The 23,447-nt window shown below is 34.6% G+C and carries 17 protein-coding genes; 1 reads left to right on the top strand and 16 read right to left on the bottom strand.

Annotated elements, in window-relative coordinates; genetic code table 11:
- Nucleotides 1-4: 4 nt before the first annotated feature.
- From NX902_RS07355 to treC, 4 genes are all read right to left on the bottom strand, one after another.
- Nucleotides 5-3,157, bottom strand: coding sequence for a hypothetical protein (locus NX902_RS07355; protein WP_341160672.1), 3,153 nt, complete (start codon nucleotides 3,155-3,157; stop codon nucleotides 5-7).
- A gap of 24 nt (nucleotides 3,158-3,181) precedes the next feature.
- Nucleotides 3,182-3,928: a sugar phosphate nucleotidyltransferase gene (locus NX902_RS07350; protein WP_095332093.1), complete on the bottom strand. Its 747-nt coding sequence runs from the start codon at nucleotides 3,926-3,928 to the stop codon at nucleotides 3,182-3,184.
- A 331-nt stretch (nucleotides 3,929-4,259) separates the two neighbouring features.
- A complete protein-coding gene (locus NX902_RS07345; RefSeq protein ID WP_095332091.1) occupies nucleotides 4,260-4,733 on the bottom strand; it encodes a PTS sugar transporter subunit IIA in 474 nt (157 codons plus the stop codon).
- A gap of 111 nt (nucleotides 4,734-4,844) precedes the next feature.
- Complete coding sequence (treC, locus tag NX902_RS07340) at nucleotides 4,845-6,527, bottom strand: alpha,alpha-phosphotrehalase (protein WP_095332089.1); 1,683 nt, start codon at nucleotides 6,525-6,527, stop codon at nucleotides 4,845-4,847.
- A gap of 696 nt (nucleotides 6,528-7,223) precedes the next feature.
- Between treC and NX902_RS07335 the strand changes: the two genes are divergently transcribed.
- Nucleotides 7,224-8,075: an STAS domain-containing protein gene (locus tag NX902_RS07335; protein WP_412973425.1), complete on the top strand. Its 852-nt coding sequence runs from the start codon at nucleotides 7,224-7,226 to the stop codon at nucleotides 8,073-8,075.
- Nucleotides 8,076-8,365: 290 nt separating this feature from the next.
- Here the strand turns inward: NX902_RS07335 and rhaD are convergent, their stop codons facing one another.
- The 12 genes from rhaD to NX902_RS07275 all read right to left on the bottom strand — a co-directional run bounded on the left by rhaD (nucleotide 8,366) and on the right by NX902_RS07275 (nucleotide 23,233).
- Nucleotides 8,366-9,202, bottom strand: coding sequence for a rhamnulose-1-phosphate aldolase (rhaD, locus tag NX902_RS07330; protein WP_095332087.1), 837 nt, complete (start codon nucleotides 9,200-9,202; stop codon nucleotides 8,366-8,368).
- Between the two features lie 276 nt (nucleotides 9,203-9,478).
- Entirely contained in the window at nucleotides 9,479-9,934 is a 456-nt protein-coding gene (gene tnpA, locus NX902_RS07325; protein ID WP_095330205.1) for an IS200/IS605 family transposase, read from the bottom strand.
- Nucleotides 9,935-10,147: 213 nt separating this feature from the next.
- On the bottom strand, nucleotides 10,148-10,912 hold the full coding sequence (locus tag NX902_RS07320) for a DeoR/GlpR family DNA-binding transcription regulator (RefSeq protein WP_095332085.1): 765 nt from the start codon (nucleotides 10,910-10,912) through the stop codon (nucleotides 10,148-10,150).
- Between the two features lie 147 nt (nucleotides 10,913-11,059).
- Nucleotides 11,060-12,172, bottom strand: coding sequence for a multiple monosaccharide ABC transporter permease (gene mmsB / locus NX902_RS07315; RefSeq protein ID WP_235844462.1), 1,113 nt, complete (start codon nucleotides 12,170-12,172; stop codon nucleotides 11,060-11,062).
- Between the two features lie 88 nt (nucleotides 12,173-12,260).
- Nucleotides 12,261-13,796 carry a multiple monosaccharide ABC transporter ATP-binding protein gene (gene mmsA, locus NX902_RS07310; RefSeq protein WP_095332081.1) on the bottom strand — a complete coding sequence of 512 codons (1,536 nt, stop codon included), beginning with the start codon at nucleotides 13,794-13,796 and terminating at the stop codon, nucleotides 12,261-12,263.
- A 30-nt stretch (nucleotides 13,797-13,826) separates the two neighbouring features.
- Nucleotides 13,827-14,876, bottom strand: a complete 1,050-nt coding sequence (gene chvE, locus NX902_RS07305; protein ID WP_235850310.1) for a multiple monosaccharide ABC transporter substrate-binding protein — start codon at nucleotides 14,874-14,876, stop codon at nucleotides 13,827-13,829.
- A gap of 329 nt (nucleotides 14,877-15,205) precedes the next feature.
- Nucleotides 15,206-16,432, bottom strand: a complete 1,227-nt coding sequence (locus NX902_RS07300) for a response regulator transcription factor (protein ID WP_095332079.1) — start codon at nucleotides 16,430-16,432, stop codon at nucleotides 15,206-15,208.
- A 6-nt stretch (nucleotides 16,433-16,438) separates the two neighbouring features.
- A complete protein-coding gene (locus NX902_RS07295) occupies nucleotides 16,439-18,241 on the bottom strand; it encodes a cache domain-containing sensor histidine kinase (protein WP_095332077.1) in 1,803 nt (600 codons plus the stop codon).
- 19 nt (nucleotides 18,242-18,260) lie between these two features.
- Nucleotides 18,261-19,262, bottom strand: coding sequence for a substrate-binding domain-containing protein (locus tag NX902_RS07290; RefSeq protein WP_095332075.1), 1,002 nt, complete (start codon nucleotides 19,260-19,262; stop codon nucleotides 18,261-18,263).
- A gap of 148 nt (nucleotides 19,263-19,410) precedes the next feature.
- Nucleotides 19,411-20,664 carry an L-rhamnose isomerase gene (gene rhaA, locus NX902_RS07285; RefSeq protein ID WP_095329943.1) on the bottom strand — a complete coding sequence of 418 codons (1,254 nt, stop codon included), beginning with the start codon at nucleotides 20,662-20,664 and terminating at the stop codon, nucleotides 19,411-19,413.
- A 15-nt stretch (nucleotides 20,665-20,679) separates the two neighbouring features.
- Nucleotides 20,680-22,098, bottom strand: coding sequence for a rhamnulokinase (rhaB, locus tag NX902_RS07280; RefSeq protein ID WP_095329944.1), 1,419 nt, complete (start codon nucleotides 22,096-22,098; stop codon nucleotides 20,680-20,682).
- A 169-nt stretch (nucleotides 22,099-22,267) separates the two neighbouring features.
- Entirely contained in the window at nucleotides 22,268-23,233 is a 966-nt protein-coding gene (locus NX902_RS07275; protein ID WP_095329945.1) for an AraC family transcriptional regulator, read from the bottom strand.
- Nucleotides 23,234-23,447 lie beyond the last annotated feature (214 nt).

Below are 23,447 nucleotides of genomic sequence, written 5' to 3'. Positions count from 1 at the left end.
CCTCTTATAAAGAGACAATGGAATAAGGATTTTTGGCTATATATCCGCTAGGAAGATTAGCAAAGAATTGGGCGTTATTAGATAAGCTGCTCAATAGCTCCTTTACTTTCGTTAAATACGGATTATAAATATACGTTAAAGTGGCGGATGAAATGTCTACTTTTTCTAGCTTCCATAGATCAAATTCATTCTCATTTAAGATCAGCAGGCTTCCAAAATGGAAGAATATCAATGGATTATTGTCAATATATACATTTTTCTCCCTCATGGTTACTTCTTGGTCTGTATTGTTCAAAATAAGATTCCATGGAGCAGCGTTGATTCCAGGGTTTTGATTCACTTTTATATTATCAAATATTTCTGGGATGCGGTCTAAATACAATTGATCTCCCCATGATTTACGTTCATCGTTATAAACCTCTGAACATTCTTCTAAACACTTCTTCTTCCACCAATTTAGAATTTTTCGGCTATTTCGTTCGTTTTTGAAGCCGATAAATCCCGCTTGATATTGTCCATGAAAATGTTCCAGTGTATCCGTTCCGCGTTGACGACATAAATAAACAGAGTATCTACCAAAGTCATCAATTACAGAAAGTGGGTTAGAGAAGAAATATAAATCACTATCACAATAGAAGAGATGGTCAATATCTGCATGTGTGGATAGTAAATGTTCTAGTAACGTCGCTTTTATTGTCCAACAATATTCTTGCAGCGTTCGTTGTTGTTTTATCTCTTTTAATTGTGGGTTTTCAAAGGTCTCTACTGGTATTAGCGTGACATTTTTTAAGTTTAGATTGGATAAGACATCATGGGTTTCTGAATCCATTGTACAAATCCATATGTGAAAATTATCTATTTGTCTGCTAAGCGAGTGATACATTGCAAGTCCTTTAACTAAATATTCTTTACTAAATATGGAGGTTAATAATAAATAGTTATTGTATTGAATCATTCTTTTTTTCAATTTTGTTGATTGATATTTTGTCTTCGCTTGAATAAAGTCTTTTGTCGATAATGTTGCCTTAATAATACCAGGATAACTATTTTGATAGTTTTTGATTAAATTTTCTAATAAATCAAGGTATGGAACATAAATGTAATTCATAATTTCCTTTTGAATATTTAATTGATGCATACTCCATAAATCATATTTATCACTATCATATATGGTTATACAGGAAAAATGATAAGCAACAAGTGGATCGTTATTGATAAAAACTTTATCTCCTTGTAAAGAAACGTTGAAATCATTATTGTAGATAATATTCCAAGGTGCAGCATTTACTCCTAAATTAGAAGATATTCGCACGTTATCATACATTATTGGCAGTTGATCTAAATACTTTTGATCTCCAAAACGTCCATTGCTCTCAACTACTCCACACCATTCAATGCAGCGCTCCTTCCACCATTGAACAGCTGACAATCCAATTTCATCTTTTCTAAATCCAATAATACCTGCTTGGTACTTCCCATATTTTTGTTCTACCCAATCTAGATCTCTTTGTGGAGTTAAAAAGATGGAAGCAGAACCCCACTCATTAAAAATACTTGCTGGATTAGAGAAGAAATAAATATCTCCGTCGCAGTATAATACTTGCTCAATATCGTTATTTTTTAAGATATATTCAATTAGGAAAGATTTTAATGTCCAACAATATTCATTAATCATTCGTTCTTGTTTAACTGCTCTTAATTGATCATTCTCTATTTCTTCTACTCTAATAAGATGCATATTTTTTAGATTCTTTTCATTTAAAAATTTGTGCGTAATGGCATCCGTACAACATACCCATAAGTTGAAGTTATCACTATTTTTAGCAAGAGACTCATAAACCGCCATAATTTTAATGCAATATTCTTTACCGGCAATCACACAAAAATTTTGATTGGTTGATGCGATTGGCTCTGTTGGCGATAATTTAGTTTGCTCTTTTGTGTTTACTAATACTATTTGTTGATCTTTTGCTTCTTTTAAGGTTTCTTGTTTTGTTTTTTCTTTTGCCGCTGCTTCTTGTCTCGCTTTTTCTTTTGCCGCTGCTTCTTGTCTCGCTTTTTCTTTCGCCGCTGCTTCTTGTTTTGCTTTTTCTTTCGCCGCTGCTTCTTGTTTTGCTTTTTCTTTTGCTGCCGCTTCTTGTCTCGCTTTTTCTTTCGCCGCTGCTTCTTGTTTTGCTTTTTCTTTTTCCGCTGCTTCTTGTCTCGCTTTTTCTTTTGCCGCTGCTTCTTGTCTTGCTTTTTCTTTCGCCGCTGCTTCTTGTCTCGCTTTTTCTTTCGCCGCTGCTTCTTGTTTTGCTTTTTCTTTTGCCGCTGCTTCTTGTCTCGCTTTTTCTTTCGCCACTGCTTCTTGTTTTGCTTTTTCTTTCGCCACTGCTTCTTGTTTTGCTTTTTCTTTCGCCACTGCTTCTTGTTTTGCTTTTTCTTTTGCTGCCGCTTCTTGTCTCGCTTTTTCTTTCGCCGCTGCTTCTTGTTTTGCTTTTTCTTTTTCCGCTGCTTCTTGTCTCGCTTTTTCTTTTGCCGCCGCTTCTTGTCTCGCTTTTTCTTTCGCCGCTGCTTCTTGTTTTGCTTTTTCTTTTGCCGCTGCTTCTTGTCTTGCTTTTTTCGCTTCTGCTTCTTGTCTTGCTTTTTCTTTCGCTTCCGCTTCTTGTCTTGCTTTTTTCGCTTCTGCTTCTTGTCTTGCTTTTTTCGCTTCTGCTTCTTGTCTTGCTTTTTTCGCTTCTGCTTCTTGTCTTTCTTTTTTCGCTTCTGCTTCTTGTCTTGCTTTTTTCGCTTCTGCTTCTTGTCTTGCTTTTTTCGCTTCTGCCTCTTGTCTTGCTTTTTCTTTCGCTTCCGCTTCTTGTCTCGCTTTTTCTTGATCGATTACTTCTTCATTTTGTATAATAGCCCCCATTGTTTCCTGGGCATTTTCATTAACAACTGATGCTTGTGCATCTATAATCTCCGGTGTGGAAGTTTCTTCTGGTGGTGAGGGTAATTCCAGTACCTTATTATTTTTCCTTGCCCCATTTATAATATCAACTAGATTATCTACATGGAATTTCACTGAAATCTCTTTTGAAAACAGTTGAATATTTAACGTCGCTGACTTTTCTTGTTTCTCATTATTCGACAATGCTTTTAAAAAGTCTGATATGATATTTCTTTTTAGCCATTTCATGGCAATCCTCTCTCTCCCTTATATCTATTGTTCTTTTTTCCAAATCTTTCTTGCATCTTCCAAGTCCTTTGGCGTATCAATAGATACCCATATACCTTCATGCAAATAGACAGCAAGTTCTCTCTTTTCAATTAACTTTCTTAATGGCTCTTCCTCTAACACACAATCCGGCTGGGCTGATAGATACTGAAAGAACTCCTTATTGCAAACAAAAAATCCCCCATTAATCCAGTCATCTAAAATCGGCTTTTCGGCAAAGCGGTTAGCAATACCATCTTCTATATCCAGTACTCCATATTGATTATTTTTTTTGATGCCTGTAAGTGTAACTGTTTTTCCTTTTTCTTTATGAAAGGCAATAAGTTTATCTAAGTCAATATCAGACAAACCATCCCCATAGGTTAATAAAAAGATATCATCATCTATATATGATTCTAACTGTTTAATTCGTGCTCCAGTCATTGTATCTTGACCAGTATCTATACAAGTTATTGTCCATGGCTCTGTTTTTTCTAGAATGTTATATTGATTGTTTGCTAAATCAATTTGTATATTATTGTTTCTCCAGGCTGAATTAACAAAGTAATCTTTTATCTGCTCTCCTTTATAGCCCACAGGCAAAATGAAATCTTGATGACCATATTCACTATAATGCTTCATAATATGCCAGATAATCGGCTTCCCATTAACATCAGCTAAGGCTTTTGGTATATTCTCTGTTAAGCCTCTCATTCTCATACCTTTGCCCCCACATAAAATTACAACTTTCATGCTTTCACCTCTTCTCTTAGTATTTTCATGCCATTATATGTACAGGCTACTAATTATGCGTAGGTTGTTTCATTAGGTTTGGTAAGATATAGGCGAATTTTTCGTGTAATTTGAAGAAAATACTGATCAGACTGTCCTTTTTTGAAGGATATTATGAGTCCTTACTCTTCTTGCTGTAGAAGAGAACAGCAATACTTTTTATAAAATTATCCCTAAAGAAAGATGGGAAATTCAAACACATATAAAAAACCTACAGTTTTACCTGTAGGCAGTTTATCCCTTTTCCGAATAAAAAAAGCTATAAGGTAAAATTACCTCATAGCATTCATTATTATCCTATTCTAATCTCGTTACCTTCTACTATCACTTTTTCATTCTCTTCAAGGTTAGTAAATACCATTGGCGTAATGATGGAAGGAACCTTTGATTTGATTGCATCAAAATCAATTTCCATTAATTTTTGTCCTTGTTTTACTTTATCTCCATCTTTAACAAAAGAAGTAAACCCTTCCCCTTTTAAACTAACTGTATCTAATCCAACATGAATTAAGATTTCTTTTCCATTGTTATCAGTCATGCTTACTGCATGCTTTGTTGGGAACACATTCATAATTTGTCCGTCTGCTGGAGCAACTAATACGCCATTGGATGGATCAACCGCTATGCCGTCTCCCATCATCTTTTGCGCAAATACTGGATCTGGAACTTCTGTAATGCTTAATAGCTTTCCTTCTAATGGTTGAATATAAGTTTGAGTCGTATTCGTTTTTTCTTCCTTATTTCTCTTAAATAGATTTTTAAACAAGGTAGCACCCTCCAATAAAAGATTCACTTCCTATTTTAACTTAATAACAGAAATTTTCCCATAAATCTAATAAATAATATTTCTAAAAGCCTATATCTGCACGAAATATTATTACTTTATATAATAGACAATAGACTCATATGCTCTTAGCTTTATACTTTCTCTCATGGAATCGGAATCAGGATAATTAGATAGAAGAATGGTACCTGTTAATCCTGTCCAATCAATGTGCTCTGGTAAAGTAAATGTCACTTCTTCTTCATAGAAATTATTAACGACTAATAATTTCTCTTTATCTGTACTGCGTAAATAGGCAAATATTTTATCATCTTCAGGAGCAAGTAGTTCATAATCTCCGTCTGTAATGATATTGTATTCTTTCCGCAGCTGGATAAGTTTTTGATAGTGATAGAAAATAGACTCTTTATCCTTTAATGCATTTTCTGCATTTAGTTCTCGATAATTTCGAGCCGTTTCAATCCATGGCGTTCCATCCGTAAATCCAGCATTTTTCTCACCGTTCCACTGAACAGGTGTACGAGAGTTATCACGAGATTTTCTGCGCAAAATTTCGAGAATTTCTTCTTCTGATTTACCGTTTGCTTGTAAAATATTATACATATTCAAAGATTCCACATCTCTATACTGATCAATCGAAGTAAATTTAGGATCTGTCATGCCAAATTCTTCTCCTTGATAAATATAAGGTGTGCCTTGCATCATATGAATAGTAGTAGCAAGCATTTTTGCAGATTCCTTATGGAATTCCCCATCATTCCCATAACGGGAAACAATACGTGGCTGATCATGGTTACACCAGAAAAGGGCATTCCATCCTCCCCCTTCATTCATACCAACTTGCCATTTAGATAAAATTTGTTTCAGAGCCAGAAAATCCATTTCGCCAATTTCCCACTTCTCTCCGTCGGGATAATCAACCTTTAGATGGTGGAAATTAAAAGTCATACTTAACTCATTTCGCTCTGGCTTTGTAAATTTAACGCAATGCTCTAGTGTTGTAGAAGACATTTCTCCAACTGTCATACTGTCATATTTGGAAAATACTTCTTGATTCATTTCATGGATAAATTCGTGCACACGAGGTCCATCTGTATAAAATTTCCTTCCATCTCCAGGCGCTGCGGAACCGTCATCATCTGGGAAATCTTGATTTTTTGAAATCAAATTAATGACATCAAGACGGAAACCATCTACACCTTTTTCAAACCAAAATTGCATCATTTTATACACTTCATTACGAAGCTTCTCATTTTCCCAATTTAAATCAGCTTGCGTTATATCAAAAAGGTGTAAATAATACTGGCCTGTTTTTTCATCATACTGCCATGCATTGCCGCCAAATTTAGATTGCCAATTCGTTGGTTCACTGCCATCTTCTTTTCCATCTTTCCAAATATAAAAATCACGATATGGGTTATCTTTAGAAGATGCTGCTTGTTTAAACCATTCATGTTCCGTTGAAGTATGGTTAACAACGATATCCATAATAACTTTCAGACCTTTTTGATGGGCTTCCTTTAATAGCTGATCAAAATCTTCCATCGTTCCATATTCATGATGAATGGAATAATAATCACTAATATCGTAGCCATTATCCTTTTGAGGAGAAGCATAAATAGGTGTTAACCACAATACATCTACCCCTAATTCTTTTAAATAATCTAATCTTTTAATAATCCCTTGAATATCTCCTACACCGTTTCCTGTTGTATCTTGAAAACTCTTCGGATAAATTTGATACACAACTGCCTTTTGCCACCATGCTTGTTTCATCTATATACACCACCGATGTGAAAATTATGTTCTTTTTCCTGTCTGTAAAACACAATACAGTTAGCATTTACGTTTTTTTACTTCCTTTTGATTACTAGTACTTGCTCAATAGATTTACGAGTTGGTTTGACATTATAGAAACGTTTCTTCTATATGATTCGGAATTTGAACAAGACTAATAATTTTTATTCTCTTTCATCATAACATGTATATACAAGTTGTCAACTGATTAGTAATGCGTTTTCAAAACTTCCTTTGTCATAAACCAAGTTAGCTCTTACCTCTACTTGCCTGGATAAATCCCCTTACATTTTCCACTTTTTTATGTATTCCCTAATAAAAAGGTTTTTTGTAAATCCCTTAAAATTCATTGGTTATTTACTGCTTTTTTTGATAAGATATCCCTATAATTTTTAGAATTTGATTTAACTAATCAATGATATTCCCATACTCTAGCTTGTATGGACATGAAAAACATTGCCTATAGATATTGCTAAATAGAAATGTAAAAACGGTTCATCTTTATATTTACAGACAGCACAGAAAAAATTAAGTAGAATAAAAAGGGTTGATTAAGACATAGAAAGCTTACTCAATTTTTTTCTGCGAAATTATTAATTTATCAATGGTGGAAAAGCTCATTTACTCCACATATAATGAAAGAACATGTATACTATTAATAGATTTAAACTAGGAGTGAGCATTTTGAAGGATGAATTAGCTTATATCGGGAACAAAATTATAGAAAACCAGAACATCCTTGCTGAAAATACAAATAGGCTGCTTTCGCAATTTTTACAGCAGCAGGCATCTAATTTTTCTCTTCCTTATCCCGAAGAAGATATGCATAAATGGAACGCTAAGCTTTTCCTTATCTTGGCTGAAGCCTTAAAAGATAAGAAAGATGCGAAAGGAATAGAGTATTGGTCGGATAAAACTGGGAAAGCCTTTGTAAAGAACCATATTCCATTACAATCTGCCCTGCGTTCCTTATCGATATACCGAAATGTGATCTGGGATGTATTCACAGAAGAATTAGAACAGAAATCTTTCGCGCCAATTACCATGTTGGATGTTGGCAAGATTATTGATCCTATACTCGATGAAATTAGTGCTTACATAGGGCATATTTATGAAGAGCATAACACACAGATAATGAAGCTTGCTTATACAGCTTTAGAAGAGCTGTCTGTTCCAGTTGTTCCAATAGCAAAAGAAACAGCCATCATACCTCTTATTGGGGAAATTGATACACAGCGATCTCAATTAATTTTAGAAGTTGCCTTGCAGGAATCTGCCAATTTAAAAATTGAATATCTCATTTTAGATATTTCAGGAGTACCAATCGTCGATACAATGGTGGCAGACAATTTATTTAAAGTCGTTCATGCCTTAGACTTAATTGGTGTTAAATCCATCGTTTCTGGTATTAGACCAGAAATTGCTCAAACGATTATTTCATTAGGAATCGACTTTAGTAAAATTACGACATGTGCCAATTTACACACTGCTTTAGCTAGCATTGGCTTAAAGCGAGTTGTAGAATAAAATAAGGATGTCTTAAATAGTTAGTTAAACTCTTTAAGACATCCTTTATTATTTTTACGCAATCGTTTCTCATCTAAAACTTTAGCTAACTGTCCACCGATTTTTCATATATGTTGGTTGCAAGGAATAAACATGTAAATTGTCATCAGCACTTCCTGCAGGCAGCCTCTTCCCATTAAATTTGTACTTGGAACATAAAATACATGTGCACACATTTGATTTGCCTCCTTTTATTTGTTCAATAATTCACATGATTATTTATAAAGAAAGAGCGATTTGCCCTGATTCTTTTATAGATGTAATATGCCTTCTCTAGGTACTACTTGAAAAGCATCTGCTAAGTCTTGTAACTGCTGGTCCGTAATGGTTTGCTTAATCTTTGAAGCATCCCCAATAATCGTATAAATTTGTGCTGCTTTTTCTGCTGTTTCAATCAGCCCGAATGTTTCATCCATTGTGGATCCGGCACCGAATATTCCATGATGTGGCCAAACAACTAAACGATGCTCTCTCATTTTCGCTGCTGTTTTTTCTCCAATTTCATCTGTTCCAGGAACCATCCAAGGCAGAATCCCGATTGCATCCGGAAAAACAACAATACATTCGGTACACATTTGCCATAGTGTTTTTGTAAAACTTGCTTCATCTAAATCATGCATAAATGTCATTGCAAGTATATTTGTGGCATGGTTATGCATGATAATCCGATGATTTGGGTCTACTCGTAAACGTGCAATATGGCTCATAAAATGGGAGGGTAACTCACTTGTAGGATTCGACCCATCTTCAAATCCCCATAGTATATGCACTTTTTCTCCACTCTTATCTATTTTTAAAACACCAAGTGTATTTGCAGGATCTTTTTTCACATTTTTAAAATACTTCCCAGATCCTGTTACAATAAAATACTTCCCTGCCAATTCTGCCACTGGAAACTTCAGAGGGATAGACCGAATAATTTTGCCAGTATCCAAATACTGTTCCACTAACTCTTCTTCTAAAAGATAACTGATATTTCCTCCATTCCGTTCATCCCAGCCCATATTCCACATATTAAATGTTGCTTCACTCATTTCTTTAATAAATGGAGCATCTAAAATATTTTGCTTTTGCATAATCGCAACCATTTCTCTTCACTCCCTTAATCTATTAATCTTGTTTTTCATATCCTTATTTTATGACTTAAACAAAAATAAGTCAACACATTCAAAAATAAAAACAACTTATCATTTTGTATTTTCTGTTATTTTTTTTGTTTTATTTTGATTTGTTTTAAAATCACATTCTCTCCAAAGTAAGTATCCGCCGGTAGAACCGGCGGTTTTAATTTCGCCCTATAAGGGCACTTTACCAACGAAGCCCCTAAAGGGACCTCTAAATTGACCGCCAACCGTTTACTCTCCCTACTTATCTTTAAATGGATCGACGTATTCTCGTTTGCTCATATTATCTCGCAAACGGTCCTCTGCTTCTTGCTCTCGTATATACTTTGCAATTGTTTTTTCGTTTAATCCAACCGTACTTACGTAATATCCTTTCGCCCAAAACGTTCGATTTCCATGATTATATTTTAAATTTGCATGTCTATCATGGATCATCAATGAACTTTTACCTTTTAAATATCCCATGAAATACGAAACAGACATTTTCGGTGGTATTTTTACCAGCATGTGTATATGATCTGGCATGGCATGTGCTTCCATTATTTCTACATCTTTCATTTCACATAGTTTTCTCAATATAGCACCTATATCTTTTCTTAATTTCCCATATACTACTTTCCTTCTGTATTTGGGAATAAATACGATATGATACTTACAATTCCATCTTGTATGTGATAAACTATTGTCGCTCGACATGAGCAGAACTCCTCTCGTTATTTGAAGTTGGTTTGACGGCCATCTTCTATTATAACGATTGGAGTTTTTTTCTAATACGACTCTACAAGTTTTATTTTCACACAGGCAGAGCCTGTGGTTTAAAAAGAGTAATAAAAAAAGATAGCACCAATCTATTATCAAAAATATTGGTGCCATCTTTCATTTTCTGCCCGTAAGCTTGAACAAATCATTTTATGACGGAACGACCTGAAAAGAGATATTTTTTTCTTGAAACCAATTTGCATATTCTTCCGGAATACGTTCATCTGTAATGACATATTGTATTTGATCTAGATTGGCAATATGAGCAAAAGTCTTTACTCCGAATTTGCTTGAATCAACAAGAAGAGTAACCTCTGATGATATATTCATCATCTGCTTCTTTAATAATGCCTGCCATTCATTAGCATCACTTAGACCACTTTGCATATCTACTCCTTTACATGATAAAAACAGCTTATTAACATAATATCGTTCAAGGGAACGTTCAGCCAGTGGTCCTACATAAGATAATGATTTCGACAAAAGCATTCCACCTGTTGATATTACTCTAATCTGTTCCTTCTTACTTAATTCCAACGCTACTTTAATAGAATTAGTAATCACAGTTAAAGGCATATCAGGTAATTGTGACGCCATATACCAGGCAGTAGTACTACCATCCAAGATGATTTGTTCTCCAGGCTGTATGCGCTTTACCGCTTCTCGGGCTATTGCTCTCTTTTGTTCTGCGTTCGTAACCTCTCTCTCCATGAAAGGAGTATCACTTGGTTCTTTTTCAATACTCACTGCCCCTCCATGACTTCTCATCAAAAGCTTATCCTGCTCTAATTTCTCTAAATCTCTTCTAATCGTTTCCTCCGTTACCGAAAAAATTTCACTTAATTCTGATACGCGTATACTTATTCTTTCATTCACAAGCTCCACAATTTTTCTACGTCTTTCTGCTACAAGCACTTTCGAAGTTCTCCCTCCATTTTTGTTTTCTTGGGATTAAGTTGATATATGTTTATTACTATAGCATATTTTTCGTTTTAATAAGAAGCCCTCCCATCAAAAAAAGGATGAAATAAGATAATCCTTACTCCATCCCTTCCTATCAAACTATTGTGCTTTGTTTTTATTATAAATATCAAATGCTACAGCTGCTAAAAGTACCAGCCCTTTAATTCCTTGCTGCCAGTCAATGCCAAGTCCCATTAGTGACATTCCATTATTCATGATTCCCATTACCAAACCACCAATAATTGCTCCAGGTATGGTTCCAATACCCCCATATGCAGAAGCTCCACCGATGAAACAAGCTGCAATGGCATCCAGTTCAAAAAGATTACCAGCTTTTGGAGTAGCCGCATTCAAACGTGCAGCGAATAAGAGACCAGACAATGCAGAAAGTACTCCCATATTAACAAATACCATAAATGTCATCTTTTTCGTTTTAATCCCAGAAAGCAAAGCTGCCTTCTCATTTCCTCCGATTGCATAGATATGTCTTCCTGCTTTTGTTTTGTTTGTTACAAATGTATAAATAACAATCAGAATACCTAATACAATTAAAATATTGGGGATGCCCTCATAGGTTGCGAGAACAAAGGTAAAGATATTCAAAATTAAAATCATTCCTACTAACTTCGATACAAATAGGCCAAATGGTTGGACATCAAATTGATGTTTTAATTGATTCCTTCTGTTTTTTAATTGAAGGAAAATGATAATGATAGATAAAACAGCACCAATTAAAATCGTTAATAGATGCAGCGATCCTCCACTTATATCAGGAATAAATCCAGAGCTGATTTTCTGAAAGGATTCAGGAAAAGGTGCAATCGATTTCCCTTCTAATACAATCATCGTCAACCCTCTAAATAGGAGCATTCCTGCTAGTGTGACTATAAATGCTGGAATTCGGACATATGCAATCCAAAAACCTTGCCATGCTCCGATAACAGCACCTAATACTAAAGAAATGACGATTGCTAAAAATGGTGACATTTCATAATTTACCATCATAATGGCAGAGATGGCTCCAACAAATGCGGCAATTGATCCTACCGATAAATCAATGTGTCCCGTGACGATAACAAGTAACATTCCAACTGCTAAAACTAATATATAGCTATTTTGTAAGATTAAGTTTGTAATATTTAAGGGTTTTAGTAATAATCCATCCGTAATAATTTGAAACAATACCATGATGAATACTAAAGCGATAATCATACTATACTGACGGAAATTAACATGAAAAAGTGATTTGCTTTTTTGTGAACCTACTGGATTTGGTTTTATTTGTGGCTGCATTGTTCGCTTACCCCCTTACTTTACTTTTGGTCATATATTTCATTAATTTCTCTTGATTTGCTTCTTCTTTAAGAACTTCTCCTGTTATGCGCCCCTCATTCATTACATAAATACGGTCACACATCCCTAATAACTCTGGTAATTCAGACGAAATCATTAGAATACTTTTTCCCTCATTGACAAGATCATTAATGATTGTATAAATTTCATACTTAGAACCAACGTCTATTCCTCTAGTAGGTTCATCTAAAATTAAGATATCCGGCTCTGAAAAAACCCATTTACTTAATACGATTTTCTGTTGATTACCGCCACTCAGATTTCCAGCTTTTTGAAAGATGCTTGGCGTTTTTATTCTGAATTTCTGCCGATATTCTTCTGCAACCTTTATCTCTTGATTCTTATCTAACACAGAATGTTTAGAAATACGGTCAAGCGTTGCAAGCGTAATATTCTGTTTAATGTCTTCCATTAAGATTAAACCATTGCCTTTTCTATCTTCCGAAACATAGGCTAGCCCATTATTGATAGCTGCAGTTACATCTTTGAATTGCACTTCTTTCCCATTTTTTATTATTTTTCCATTAATATTCTTTCCATATGCTCTTCCAAATAGGCTCATTGCTAATTCTGTACGTCCAGCTCCCATTAACCCCGCAACCCCGACAATCTCTCCCCTTCTGATTGTTAAGGAGACATTATCGATCACTTTCCTATCCATATGCTTTGGATGGTATACATTCCAATCTTTTACCTCAAAAACAACCTCTCCAATATGAGGAATTCGCTCAGGATATCGATTGGTAAGATCTCTCCCTACCATACCTTTGATAATTCTGTTTTCATCCACCTGATCATTCTTTACATCCAATGTCTCAATCGTTTTTCCATCTCTTAAAATGGTAATAGAATCGGCAACCTTTTCAATTTCATTCAGTTTATGCGATATAATGATGGCAGACATTCCTTGTTTTTTAAGGTCTAATAATAAATTTAGTAAGTTTTCGCTGTCATTCTCATTTAAAGAAGCTGTTGGTTCATCTAAAATAAGCAGCTTAACATCCTTTGATAAAGCTTTTGCGATTTCTACTAATTGTTGTTTACCTACTCCAATATCACTTACCTTTGTATTTGGTGATTCACTTAATCCGACTTTTTTAAGCAATTCCCGTGTACGCAAAATTGTTTTATTCCAATCAACAACGCCCTTGTTAACGATTTCATTTCCTAAAAAGAGATTTTCTGCTATCGTCAATTCCGATACTAATGCAAGTTCTTGATGGATGATTACGATTCCTAGCTCTTCGCTTTGTTTGATGTCTTTAAATATGCAAACTTCATTATGAAAGAAAATATCTCCAGAATAAGTACCATGTGGGTAAACTCCGCTCAATACCTTCATTAAAGTTGATTTACCAGCACCATTTTCCCCACAAAGAGCGTGTATTTCTCCTTGCTTAACCTTTAAATTAACATCATCTAAAGCTTTAACGCCTGGGAACTCCTTTGTAATATTTTGCATTTCAAGAATTATATTTGCCATGTCCTTCACCACCTCTATTTTTTCTTACTATTACTGTCCCAGCTGCTCTTTCGTATAATAATTCGTATCAACTAATTCAGCTTCATAATTTTCTATATCCACAGAAACCGGTTTCAAAAGATAAGCAGGAACTACTTTTTTTCCGTTGTTATATGTTTCCGTATCATTTACTTCTGCTTCCTCTCCATTGAGTAATGCCCTTGCCATTTCCACAGCTTTCTTAGCTAATTCTCGTGTATCTTTGAAAATGGTTTGCGTTTGTCTTCCATTTATAATTGCTTTAATAGAAGCAAGCTCTGCATCTTGCCCTGTTATAATCGGCATCGGTTTATCTTTGCTTCCATAGCCAACACCCCTTAAAGACGAGATAACCCCAATACTAATACCATCATAGGGAGACAAGACGGCATCTATCCGTTCAGAGGAATAATGTGCGCTTAATAAATTATCCATTCTAGCTTGAGCTAGTGCCCCATCCCAGCGGAGTGTCGCTCCTTGACTAAATTTTGTTTGCTTACTTCTTACGACTAGTTTGCCAGAATCTATATATGGCTGAAGGACTGACATTGCTCCATCGAAGAAAAAGTATGCATTGTTATCATCTGGTGATCCTGCAAAAATCTCTATATTAAATGGTCCTTCAGATTCTTTCAATCCTAACTTCTCCTCAATATATTGTCCTTGCAGCTCTCCTACTTTAAAATTATCGAATGTTGCATAATAATCTACATATTCACTGTGCTGTATTAAACGGTCATAAGAAATAATTTTTATGCCATCCTTATGGGCTCTCTCTAAAACTCCTGTTAAACCAGATCGGTCATCGATGGGGGCAATGACAAGAATATCTACGCCTTTTGTGATCATATTTTCAATTTGTGCTGTTTGATTTTCAATCACATCCTCTGCATATTGTAAATCCGTTTTAAAGCCAAGTTCTTCAAACAGTTTTTTCATATTTTCTCCATCATTTACCCATCTTTCTGATGATTTGGTAGGCATGGAAATACCAATAAACCCTTTTGACTCTCCAGATGTTTTTTCAACTCCACATGCAGTAGTAATAAATGTTAGTACAATGACAGCAATAAATGTATACACTTTTTTACACAAACAAACTTCCCCCTTTCTACATTTTTCTTAAGCATTTATTTTGACTAAACTTACTATAGCATCTGCCTCAAGGATGGTCTTTTCAAATAATTTACTATTTTTATACTTTTTTAACTTAAATTAAAACGCTTTCATTTCACTAAAAAAAGATTTGTGGTGTCTTATCTATCCCTTTACCCATCTTAGTTAATTCAATTGGCTATACGGACAGTTGATCTTCCACCTATTTTCCTGGTCAGCGTTTAGGCTTATTACGCAAAAAAAAAGAAGCCCATCTTTCATGGCCCCTACTTCCTTCACTTTATATTATTTGTTTCCTCCATAATATTTCTACGATATTTATTAGGGGAAACGCCCATAATCTTTTTAAACGCTGTACTAAAATAATGCTGCGTTTCATACCCTACTAGCTGAGATATCGTGATAATTGGATAATCCGTTGATTGAAGTAAGTATATTGCCTGTTTCATTCGTTTCGTTGTAAGGAGCTGGACGAAACTTACTTTTAATTCTTGCTTCATTAATCTACTTAAATAAACAGGAGATACCTGTAAAGTGATCGCAACCTTCTCGAGTGAAAGGGAAGAATCTGCATATTGATGGTCAATAATACTCTTTGCCCTTCTCACAATAGGTGAAATATTCATTTCCTTTTGGATCATTTCTTTACAGTTTTTATATAAGGAAAAGAGTTGTTTGTAATCCACTTCATTGTTATTTATATAGATGGCAATAGACATTTTTAGTTCTTTTCTGATATATTCCTCCAACTGTAAAGCTACCTCATTAGTGATAGTTTGCCAGATAATTAGAGCGATCAAACCTGATTCATCATGAAAATAACCTATTTCCTTGTGTTTTAAGAATAAGAGAATATGATATTTTAACGATTCTTGAATCTCTCCTTTTTCCTTTTCACTTAAGATAGACTTGTTCTCGAGAAATTCCAAACAAGAAATAACTACTAGTTGTTTAGGTATACTCGTATTTAAATAGTAAAAAGCTAATTGTTCCTTTATTTCCTCGTTCGTTAATTTGCCCCCTATCCATTCACGGAAGAAATTATGTTGTAAGGTCGGCAGATTTTTAGTGAATTGCTCGGACGTTCTGTCCAATAAAGCCCTTTTTTTATTTACTTCTACTAACTCCATTTTTATCTTATTTAACAATCCCATTAGATGATCTGGATCGATAGGTTTTAATAAATAATCGAATACATTTAATCGAACGGCTTCTTGGGCATACTTAAATTCATCATACCCCGTTATAATAATAATTTGGCAGTCTGGCAGCTTGGCTTTTACCTGTTTAATCACCATTAATCCATTTGCAATTGGCATATTTATATCTATAAGGAGGATGTCGACAGAATGCATCAGCGAAAGCTCTATCGCCTCTTCCCCATCCTCCGCTTCTGCTATAACATTCATCTGAAGTGCAGACCAATCGATGACATTCCGTATCCCTTCCCGAATAATGGGTTCATCATCGGCAATTAACACATTCCATATTTGTTTATCCATTCATTCTCACTCCTTCTTTTCCTCTAGATTCATGGGAAGTTTTATCGTTACTGTTGTTCCTTTATCAGGCTCACTATCAATTGTGAGACCATACGCGTCTCCATATGTAAGTTTAATTCTTGCTTGTACATTCATCATGCCATAGCCAAAATTTATCTGTTCCTTCCTTTCCTTTTTTAAGATCACAAGTGTATTTAGTTTTTCTCTTAGTGCATGTAACTCCTCCTCTTCCATGCCTTTTCCATCATCCGTAACTTTTAAAAGTAAGCACGCATTTTCCTGAATTGCAGAGATTATTATGTTTCCAGGTCCTCTCCTTTCTTTTATTCCGTGATAAATTGCATTCTCCACTATAGGCTGAAGGACCAACTTAAGGATTGTTACTTCTGTCAAATTAGAATCATATATAATTTCATAACTTAATTTCTCCTGATATCTTGCCTTTTGAATCATAAGATAACTTTGAATATGCTTCATTTCGTCTTTTAAGGGAATCATATCATTGCCCTTACTTAAACCAATTCTGAAAAAGGAAGATAATGATGCAACTACCTCTGCAACATCTTTTGCTCCATGCTTTCTTGCCATCCAATTAATCGTATCTAATGTATTGTATAGAAAATGTGGCTTTATATGTGCTTGAAGACTTCTTAATTCTGCTTCTCTCTTTTGTTTTTCTTGCACTTCTGTTAATGTTATTAAACTATTAATCTTTGTAATCATATGATTAAATGTTTTTCCTAGTCTGCCAATCTCATCTTTTCGTTTCCCCTTATAGCGGATTTCCATCTGGCCATCTTCAATTTTTCTCATCATCGTCATTAATTCAATGATCGGATTGGAAATAGAATGAGAAAAATAATAAGACACCGTTATACCGGCAAAACATAAAAAAAATACAAAAAAGAACAAATACAATTGAATTTCTTTTACCTCTGCTACTGATTCATCTGAATGAAATATCCCAACTGTTGTCCAATTGGAAAAAGGGGTTCTTTGATAAATAAACTCCATCTTCTCCCCATCTACTACCTTTTTATAAGCCCCCCAATCTCCTTCCAATAAAATCGTTTCTGGAATCTCGATTGCTTCACTATTAGAAGTAGAATAAATCTCTTTACCATTTTCATCTATTACAGTTAAAAATCCCGATAATCCAATATGGACATTATTCATCGCTTCTCCAATGACTCTTAATTTTAAATCGATTAATAAGACACCGGTTATTTCTTGTGTATCTCTATCGACGATTGCCCTAACAACAGTCACGACATCTTCATCCTTGTAATTAATTTGGCTGATAATATGACGCTTTTCAGGCTTCCCAATAATTTTAAAGATCCCTTTATTACGGACTGCTTCCTTGTACCACTCCTCCTTTGTTAAATCAACCTTATCCTCTGCATAAAGTTCATTACTAATATATTTTCCTTGCTTATTTATTAGTAGGATTCCTGCAATTTCTGGGTACAAGGATGTAAACCCTTGCATTGTTTGGCGAATAGAATAACTTTGATCCGTCTCGTTGCCTTCCTTTCGATTTGAGGAAAAAAAAGTCTTAATTTGTGCATCCATCGAAATGAGATAACTTACATTTTGTACATTTGTTATGGAAGATTCTAATGTCGTGTTTACTTGATTGATTAATTGCAAGGTATTTTTTGTTGCTTGTTCTCCTAAAATTTTTTCCACTGTTACACCGACTAATAAACCTAGTCCAATGGCTGGGATAATACTAATTAGTAAAAACAAAGCAATCAATTTATCTCTTAGTGAAAAATCATTAACTTTCCTTAATTTCGCAAACATTTATCTAAACCTTTCTTCCTTACTTTGTATATTCGGCATAGTATTCTTTCACATTATCCTTTGTAACAATGGTAATTCCCGTATCGACATAAGAAGGCAGGCCATGAGGATCGCTAATGATGTCCTTTTGATGCAGTTTAAAAAGAAACTGCATGGACCAATAGCCCATATTCCATGTTCCCTGAGCAATGGTTGCAGATATAGTTCCGTTTTCTATGTTATCTAATGTCTTTCTGTCTACATCAAAGCTAATAATCTTTACATCCATCTTCTTGTTTTCTTTTGCTGCATCTGCTACTCCGACTCCCCCATTTGCTTCTGTTACAAATATCCCTTTAATATCTGGATAGTTTTTCATTATCTCTTTTGCTATTTTTTCCGATTTCAGTTGATCGCCTTCTCCATTTTGGACTTGCACCACTTCAATATTCGGATAGTTTGATTTAATGGTTTCCACAAACCCTTTTGTTCTTTCTTGATGGTTTAACTGATCTGGTAACGTAATGACGGCTACTTTTCCCTTTTTATTTATAAGGGATGACAGTTTATCTGCTGCCTTTACACCCGCTTCATAATTGTTAGTACCTAAAAAGGCTGATGCTTTACTTAACGGTGCATCAGAATCGAACAAAACAACTGGGATTCCCATCTCCACAGCTTTATCAATGGTGGCATTTAGATTATTCGGATTTATGGCAGAAAGAGCAATCCCAGCAGGCTTCTTGGCAATCACTTGCTCTAATATAGTAATTTGCTCATGCAGGTCATATTGCGTTCCACCTCTATAAGCAACCGAAACATTCCATTCATTAGCCGCATCCTCAAATCCCTTTAATGCCGACTTCCAGTAATCCATCCCTGCCAGAAAGGTGACCATCACAAACTCGTCATTAACGACAACTTGTAAGCGCTCTCTTTTTACACCGTTATTATCGTCTAAAGCATTATACAAATGAGAATAATAAAAATAAATACCAAATAATATAAAAACAAACATATATACATACAGTAACCGCTTCAAAAACCACACCTCCAAAGGAAAAAACTGTATGTATCATTATACATGGAAACATTTGCAGTGAAAAGAAAAAACAAGTATCCAACATGCAATTCCACCTTTTAACCAATAAAAAGAAACCACTCACGGTTGAGAGTGGTTTCTTTTTATTTTATCTTTTGGAAAGAACTTCTTCCTCATACACTTTCACTTCATTCAGCCAAGATTCACGCACCGGTACATCCATTTGTTCACAATAGTAATCCCAGATTGCCCCAAATGGATATGTTTTAAATTCTTCCATTAATGCCAATCTCTCTGTAAAATTTCCTTCCTCTTGTAATTGTTTTAATTTATCATTTGGAAGCAATAATGCATTTAAAAGTGCTTTAATCATATTTCTTGTACCAATTGTCCATGCTGCTACGCGGTTAATGCTTGCATCAAAGAAATCAAGACCTATAATTACTTTATCTAATGCATCATTACGTACGATTTCTACAGCAATTTCTTTTAGTTCATCATCTAAAATAACAACATGATCACTATCCCATCTTACTGGTCGAGATACATGTAATGCCAATTTATCACTAAATAAAAGCATGGAAGAAATTTTATTCGAAACAGTCTCGGTCGGATGATAATGACCTGTATCCATGAGGCATAATTTATTATTTTTCAAGGCATAGCCTAAGTAAAATTCATGGGAACCGACTACATAAGATTCTGAACCAATTCCAAAAACCTTGCTTTCTACTGCATCTAAATTATAGCGTTCATCTGTTTCTACAGCATAAATTTTATCCAAGGAATCCTTTAGTCTTTTTCTTGGAGTTAAACGGTCGCTTGGAATGTCTTTGTAGCCATCCGGTATCCATATATTCGTTAATGCAGGCGTTCCGAGCTCTTTCCCGAAATATTCAGCAATTTTTCGACTAGCAATACAATGTTGAATCCAAAAATCACGAATTTCTTGATCTGGATGAGCTAACGTTAATCCATCAGCTGCTTTTTCATGGGAAAATAAAGTCGGATTAAAATCCAGCCCTAAGCCATTTTCTTTTGCCCATTGCACCCAATTTTCAAAATGCTTTGGCTCTAGCTCATCTCTTTCTACGGCTAGCCCATTGGTTTCTGCATAAATAGCATGGAGATTCACGCGATGTCTTCCAGGAATAAGTGAGAGCGCCTTCTCTAAATCGCTTCTTAATTCCTCCGGATTCGTTGCTTTCCCAGGATAATTCCCTGTTACATCAATACCACCAGATAATTCTCTTTGATTTACTTCAAATCCAGCAATGTCATCCCCTTGCCAACAATGGATTGAAATCGGGATATTCTTTAGCTTTTCTAATGCTTCTTCTACATTTACTCCCCATTGCTCATATTGTTTTTTTGCCAGCTCAAAATTTTCTTTAACAGACATGTTTGTGTCCTCCTTTTATTTGATTGCATCTTCCGCAGCTTTATATACTTTTATCTCAAATGATTGCTTTATCATTTGTCTAGCCTCTGATAAACTATCTATTTCTCCTAATGCGATGAATTGAGAAACAATATTCCCAATTGCTGTCGCTTCTATCGGTCCAGCATATACCTCCTTCTGAGACGCTTCTGCAAGTAGCTGGTTTAGCATTTCATTCTGACAGCCGCCGCCAATAATATTAATACTCGGAAAAGTTTTTTCAAAAATTTCTTCTATCTCATTTATCGCTATAACATAGCTATCTACTAAACTATCATAAACACATTTCGCTATTTCTCCAGGTGTTGCCGGAACTTGCTGTCCTGTTTCTAGACAATAGTTCTGAATTTCTTCTACCATATTGTCAGGCTTTAGAAAACGATTATCATTTACATTTACAATACTTGAAAAACCTTGTGCCTCTTTTGCTAATTCAACAAACTTGGCAAAAGAGTATTGGTTATTATAATTGCGTCTGACTTCCTGTATCATCCATAGTCCCATAATATTTTTTAAGAAACGATAGCGATAATCAATTCCTCCTTCATTAGTAAAGTTATAATCTAAAGCCTTTGTCACACAAATTGGAAATCTATTTTCCACACCAATCAATGACCATGTCCCCGAACTGATATAGATTGTATCATTAAAAGCTGGAACTGAAATTACTGCTGAACCTGTATCATGAGTCGCTGGCAAAATCACTTTCATATCAAAGCCAAACTCTTCCACTAATTCTGGTCTTAAATTCCCAAGAATCGTATTTGGCTTTTTAATTTCTTGGAATATTTCTTTATTGATCTCTAATGTATCAAGTATCGTTTTATCCCATTTTTTGGTGAAAGCATTTAATAACTGTGTCGAAGTAGCATTGGTGTATTCATTCACTGCAATACCTGATAATAAATAGTGTAAATAATCAGGTATCATTAAAAAGGTTTTCGCTTGTGCGAATACTTCTGGCTGTGTCTTTTTTAACGAATATAACTGATAAATAGTATTAAATTTTTGGAATTGAATTCCCGTTTCTAAATACAATCTTTCTTTCATTATTTTCTGGAATACTTCTTCCATCATGCCATCCGTTCGATCGTCCCTATAAGCAACAGCATCTGTTAAAAGTTCCCCCTTTTCATCTAGTAATACAAAATCTACTGCCCATGTATCGATACCAATACTTTCAGGAGTAATTCCTATGTCATTACATTTTTTAATTCCTTTTTTTATTTCCGAAAATATCATTTCTATATCCCAGCAATAATGCTGTCCTTTTTTGATCATCCTATTTTCGAACCGGTGAATTTCTTTCAGTTCTAATTTTTCTAATGAAACAGACCCGAGAATAAGCCTACCACTTGAGGCCCCAATATCTACTGCCAGTGTATATCTAGTCATTTACACCTCTCCTTGAAAAGGAATTAAAAAACGTTTTCTTAGGGATATTGTAATGGGTTTCATTTTTAAATAAAATAACGCACTTTTCTTTTTTATTGTCCTTATTTTCCATATCTCCTTCATTGTTTTATAAAAGGAATTAGATTACAAAGAAAAAACTAGCATATTACTATTTTGCTAGTTTCAACCGAAACGCTTTTGGCGTCATTCTATATTTTTCTTTAAATATCCGATAGAAATAACTTATATTATCATAACCTACTTCTTCTACAATCCTCTTAATTGGAAGATCCGTTGTCTCTAATAGATTCTTTGCTTCGCTCAGTCGCTTTTCCTGCTGCAATTCCTTAAAAGTATAGCCTGTTGCTTTCTTAATATTTTTACTTAATGAAGACATTGATTGGTGAAGGCGTCCAGCAAGTTCATTCAGTGTCCCTAGCTGATAGTGCTCTTCGATGTAACTCAAAGCCTCTATGACTACATAATGATCTTGTGTTACTCCTTCATTTTGTTGAATCTTATCAGTATTTTTTATCAGTTCAATCATTAATAATCCCATATAAAGCTTCATCGTCGATTCAGATAAAATGGAATTATTACTTTCTTCTTTTAATAGTTTCCCAATTATATCCTGAATTTCTATGACCTCTGAAACCTTGTAATATAAATACTGACCACTCTCTTTATGTTTAAATAAACTACTAATTAAAAAATCTGTCAGCTTATTTTCTTCATGTAAATATTGAAATATAAATTGAAAAAATGGCGGCTGAATGATGAAATTAACGACGATATCGTCCTTATCACACGCCTCTATTTCATGTTCCATGTGCTGATTTAAAAATAGAAGTTCTCCTCTTTTCAACACGATTTCATCGTTCCCAACTTTCTGCTTTAACTGACCATTTACGACATAATTAATCTCAATATAATTATGCTTATGTTTAGGAAAATCAATAAAACGTGTATGCTTTCTAACCGCTATCATTTTATCATTACGCAAAAACTTTTCACTTTCTATGATAAAATTACTTTGACTAGTATAGATGTCTTTTATTACCCCTTGTTTTTGCTGAACAATGCATATTTCTTCCTCTGTTAACTTCCTTAATTGTTCCATTAAAACATGATCCAAGAAGGTCTGCCTCCTAATTTAACTATCTTTGTATTATTATGAGAGTACAGAATAATTTAGCAACTATTCCGAGGAATCTTACATATTTTTTGATAAATAAGGTGGGGAGGAATTAACGCTAACACACAGAAAGTTAAACTGTAAACGGTGAATACATAAAGCAGCTCTCCCTATAAAAGAAGCTATGCTGCTTTATCTGTTTTGCCATTCTATT

It is taken from the genome of Niallia sp. FSL W8-0954, assembly GCF_038005605.1.
Classification (GTDB): domain Bacteria; phylum Bacillota; class Bacilli; order Bacillales; family Cytobacillaceae; genus Niallia; species Niallia circulans_A.
Note: the sequence above shows the minus strand (reverse complement) of the source record. Positions and strands in the feature narration are given on the sequence as shown.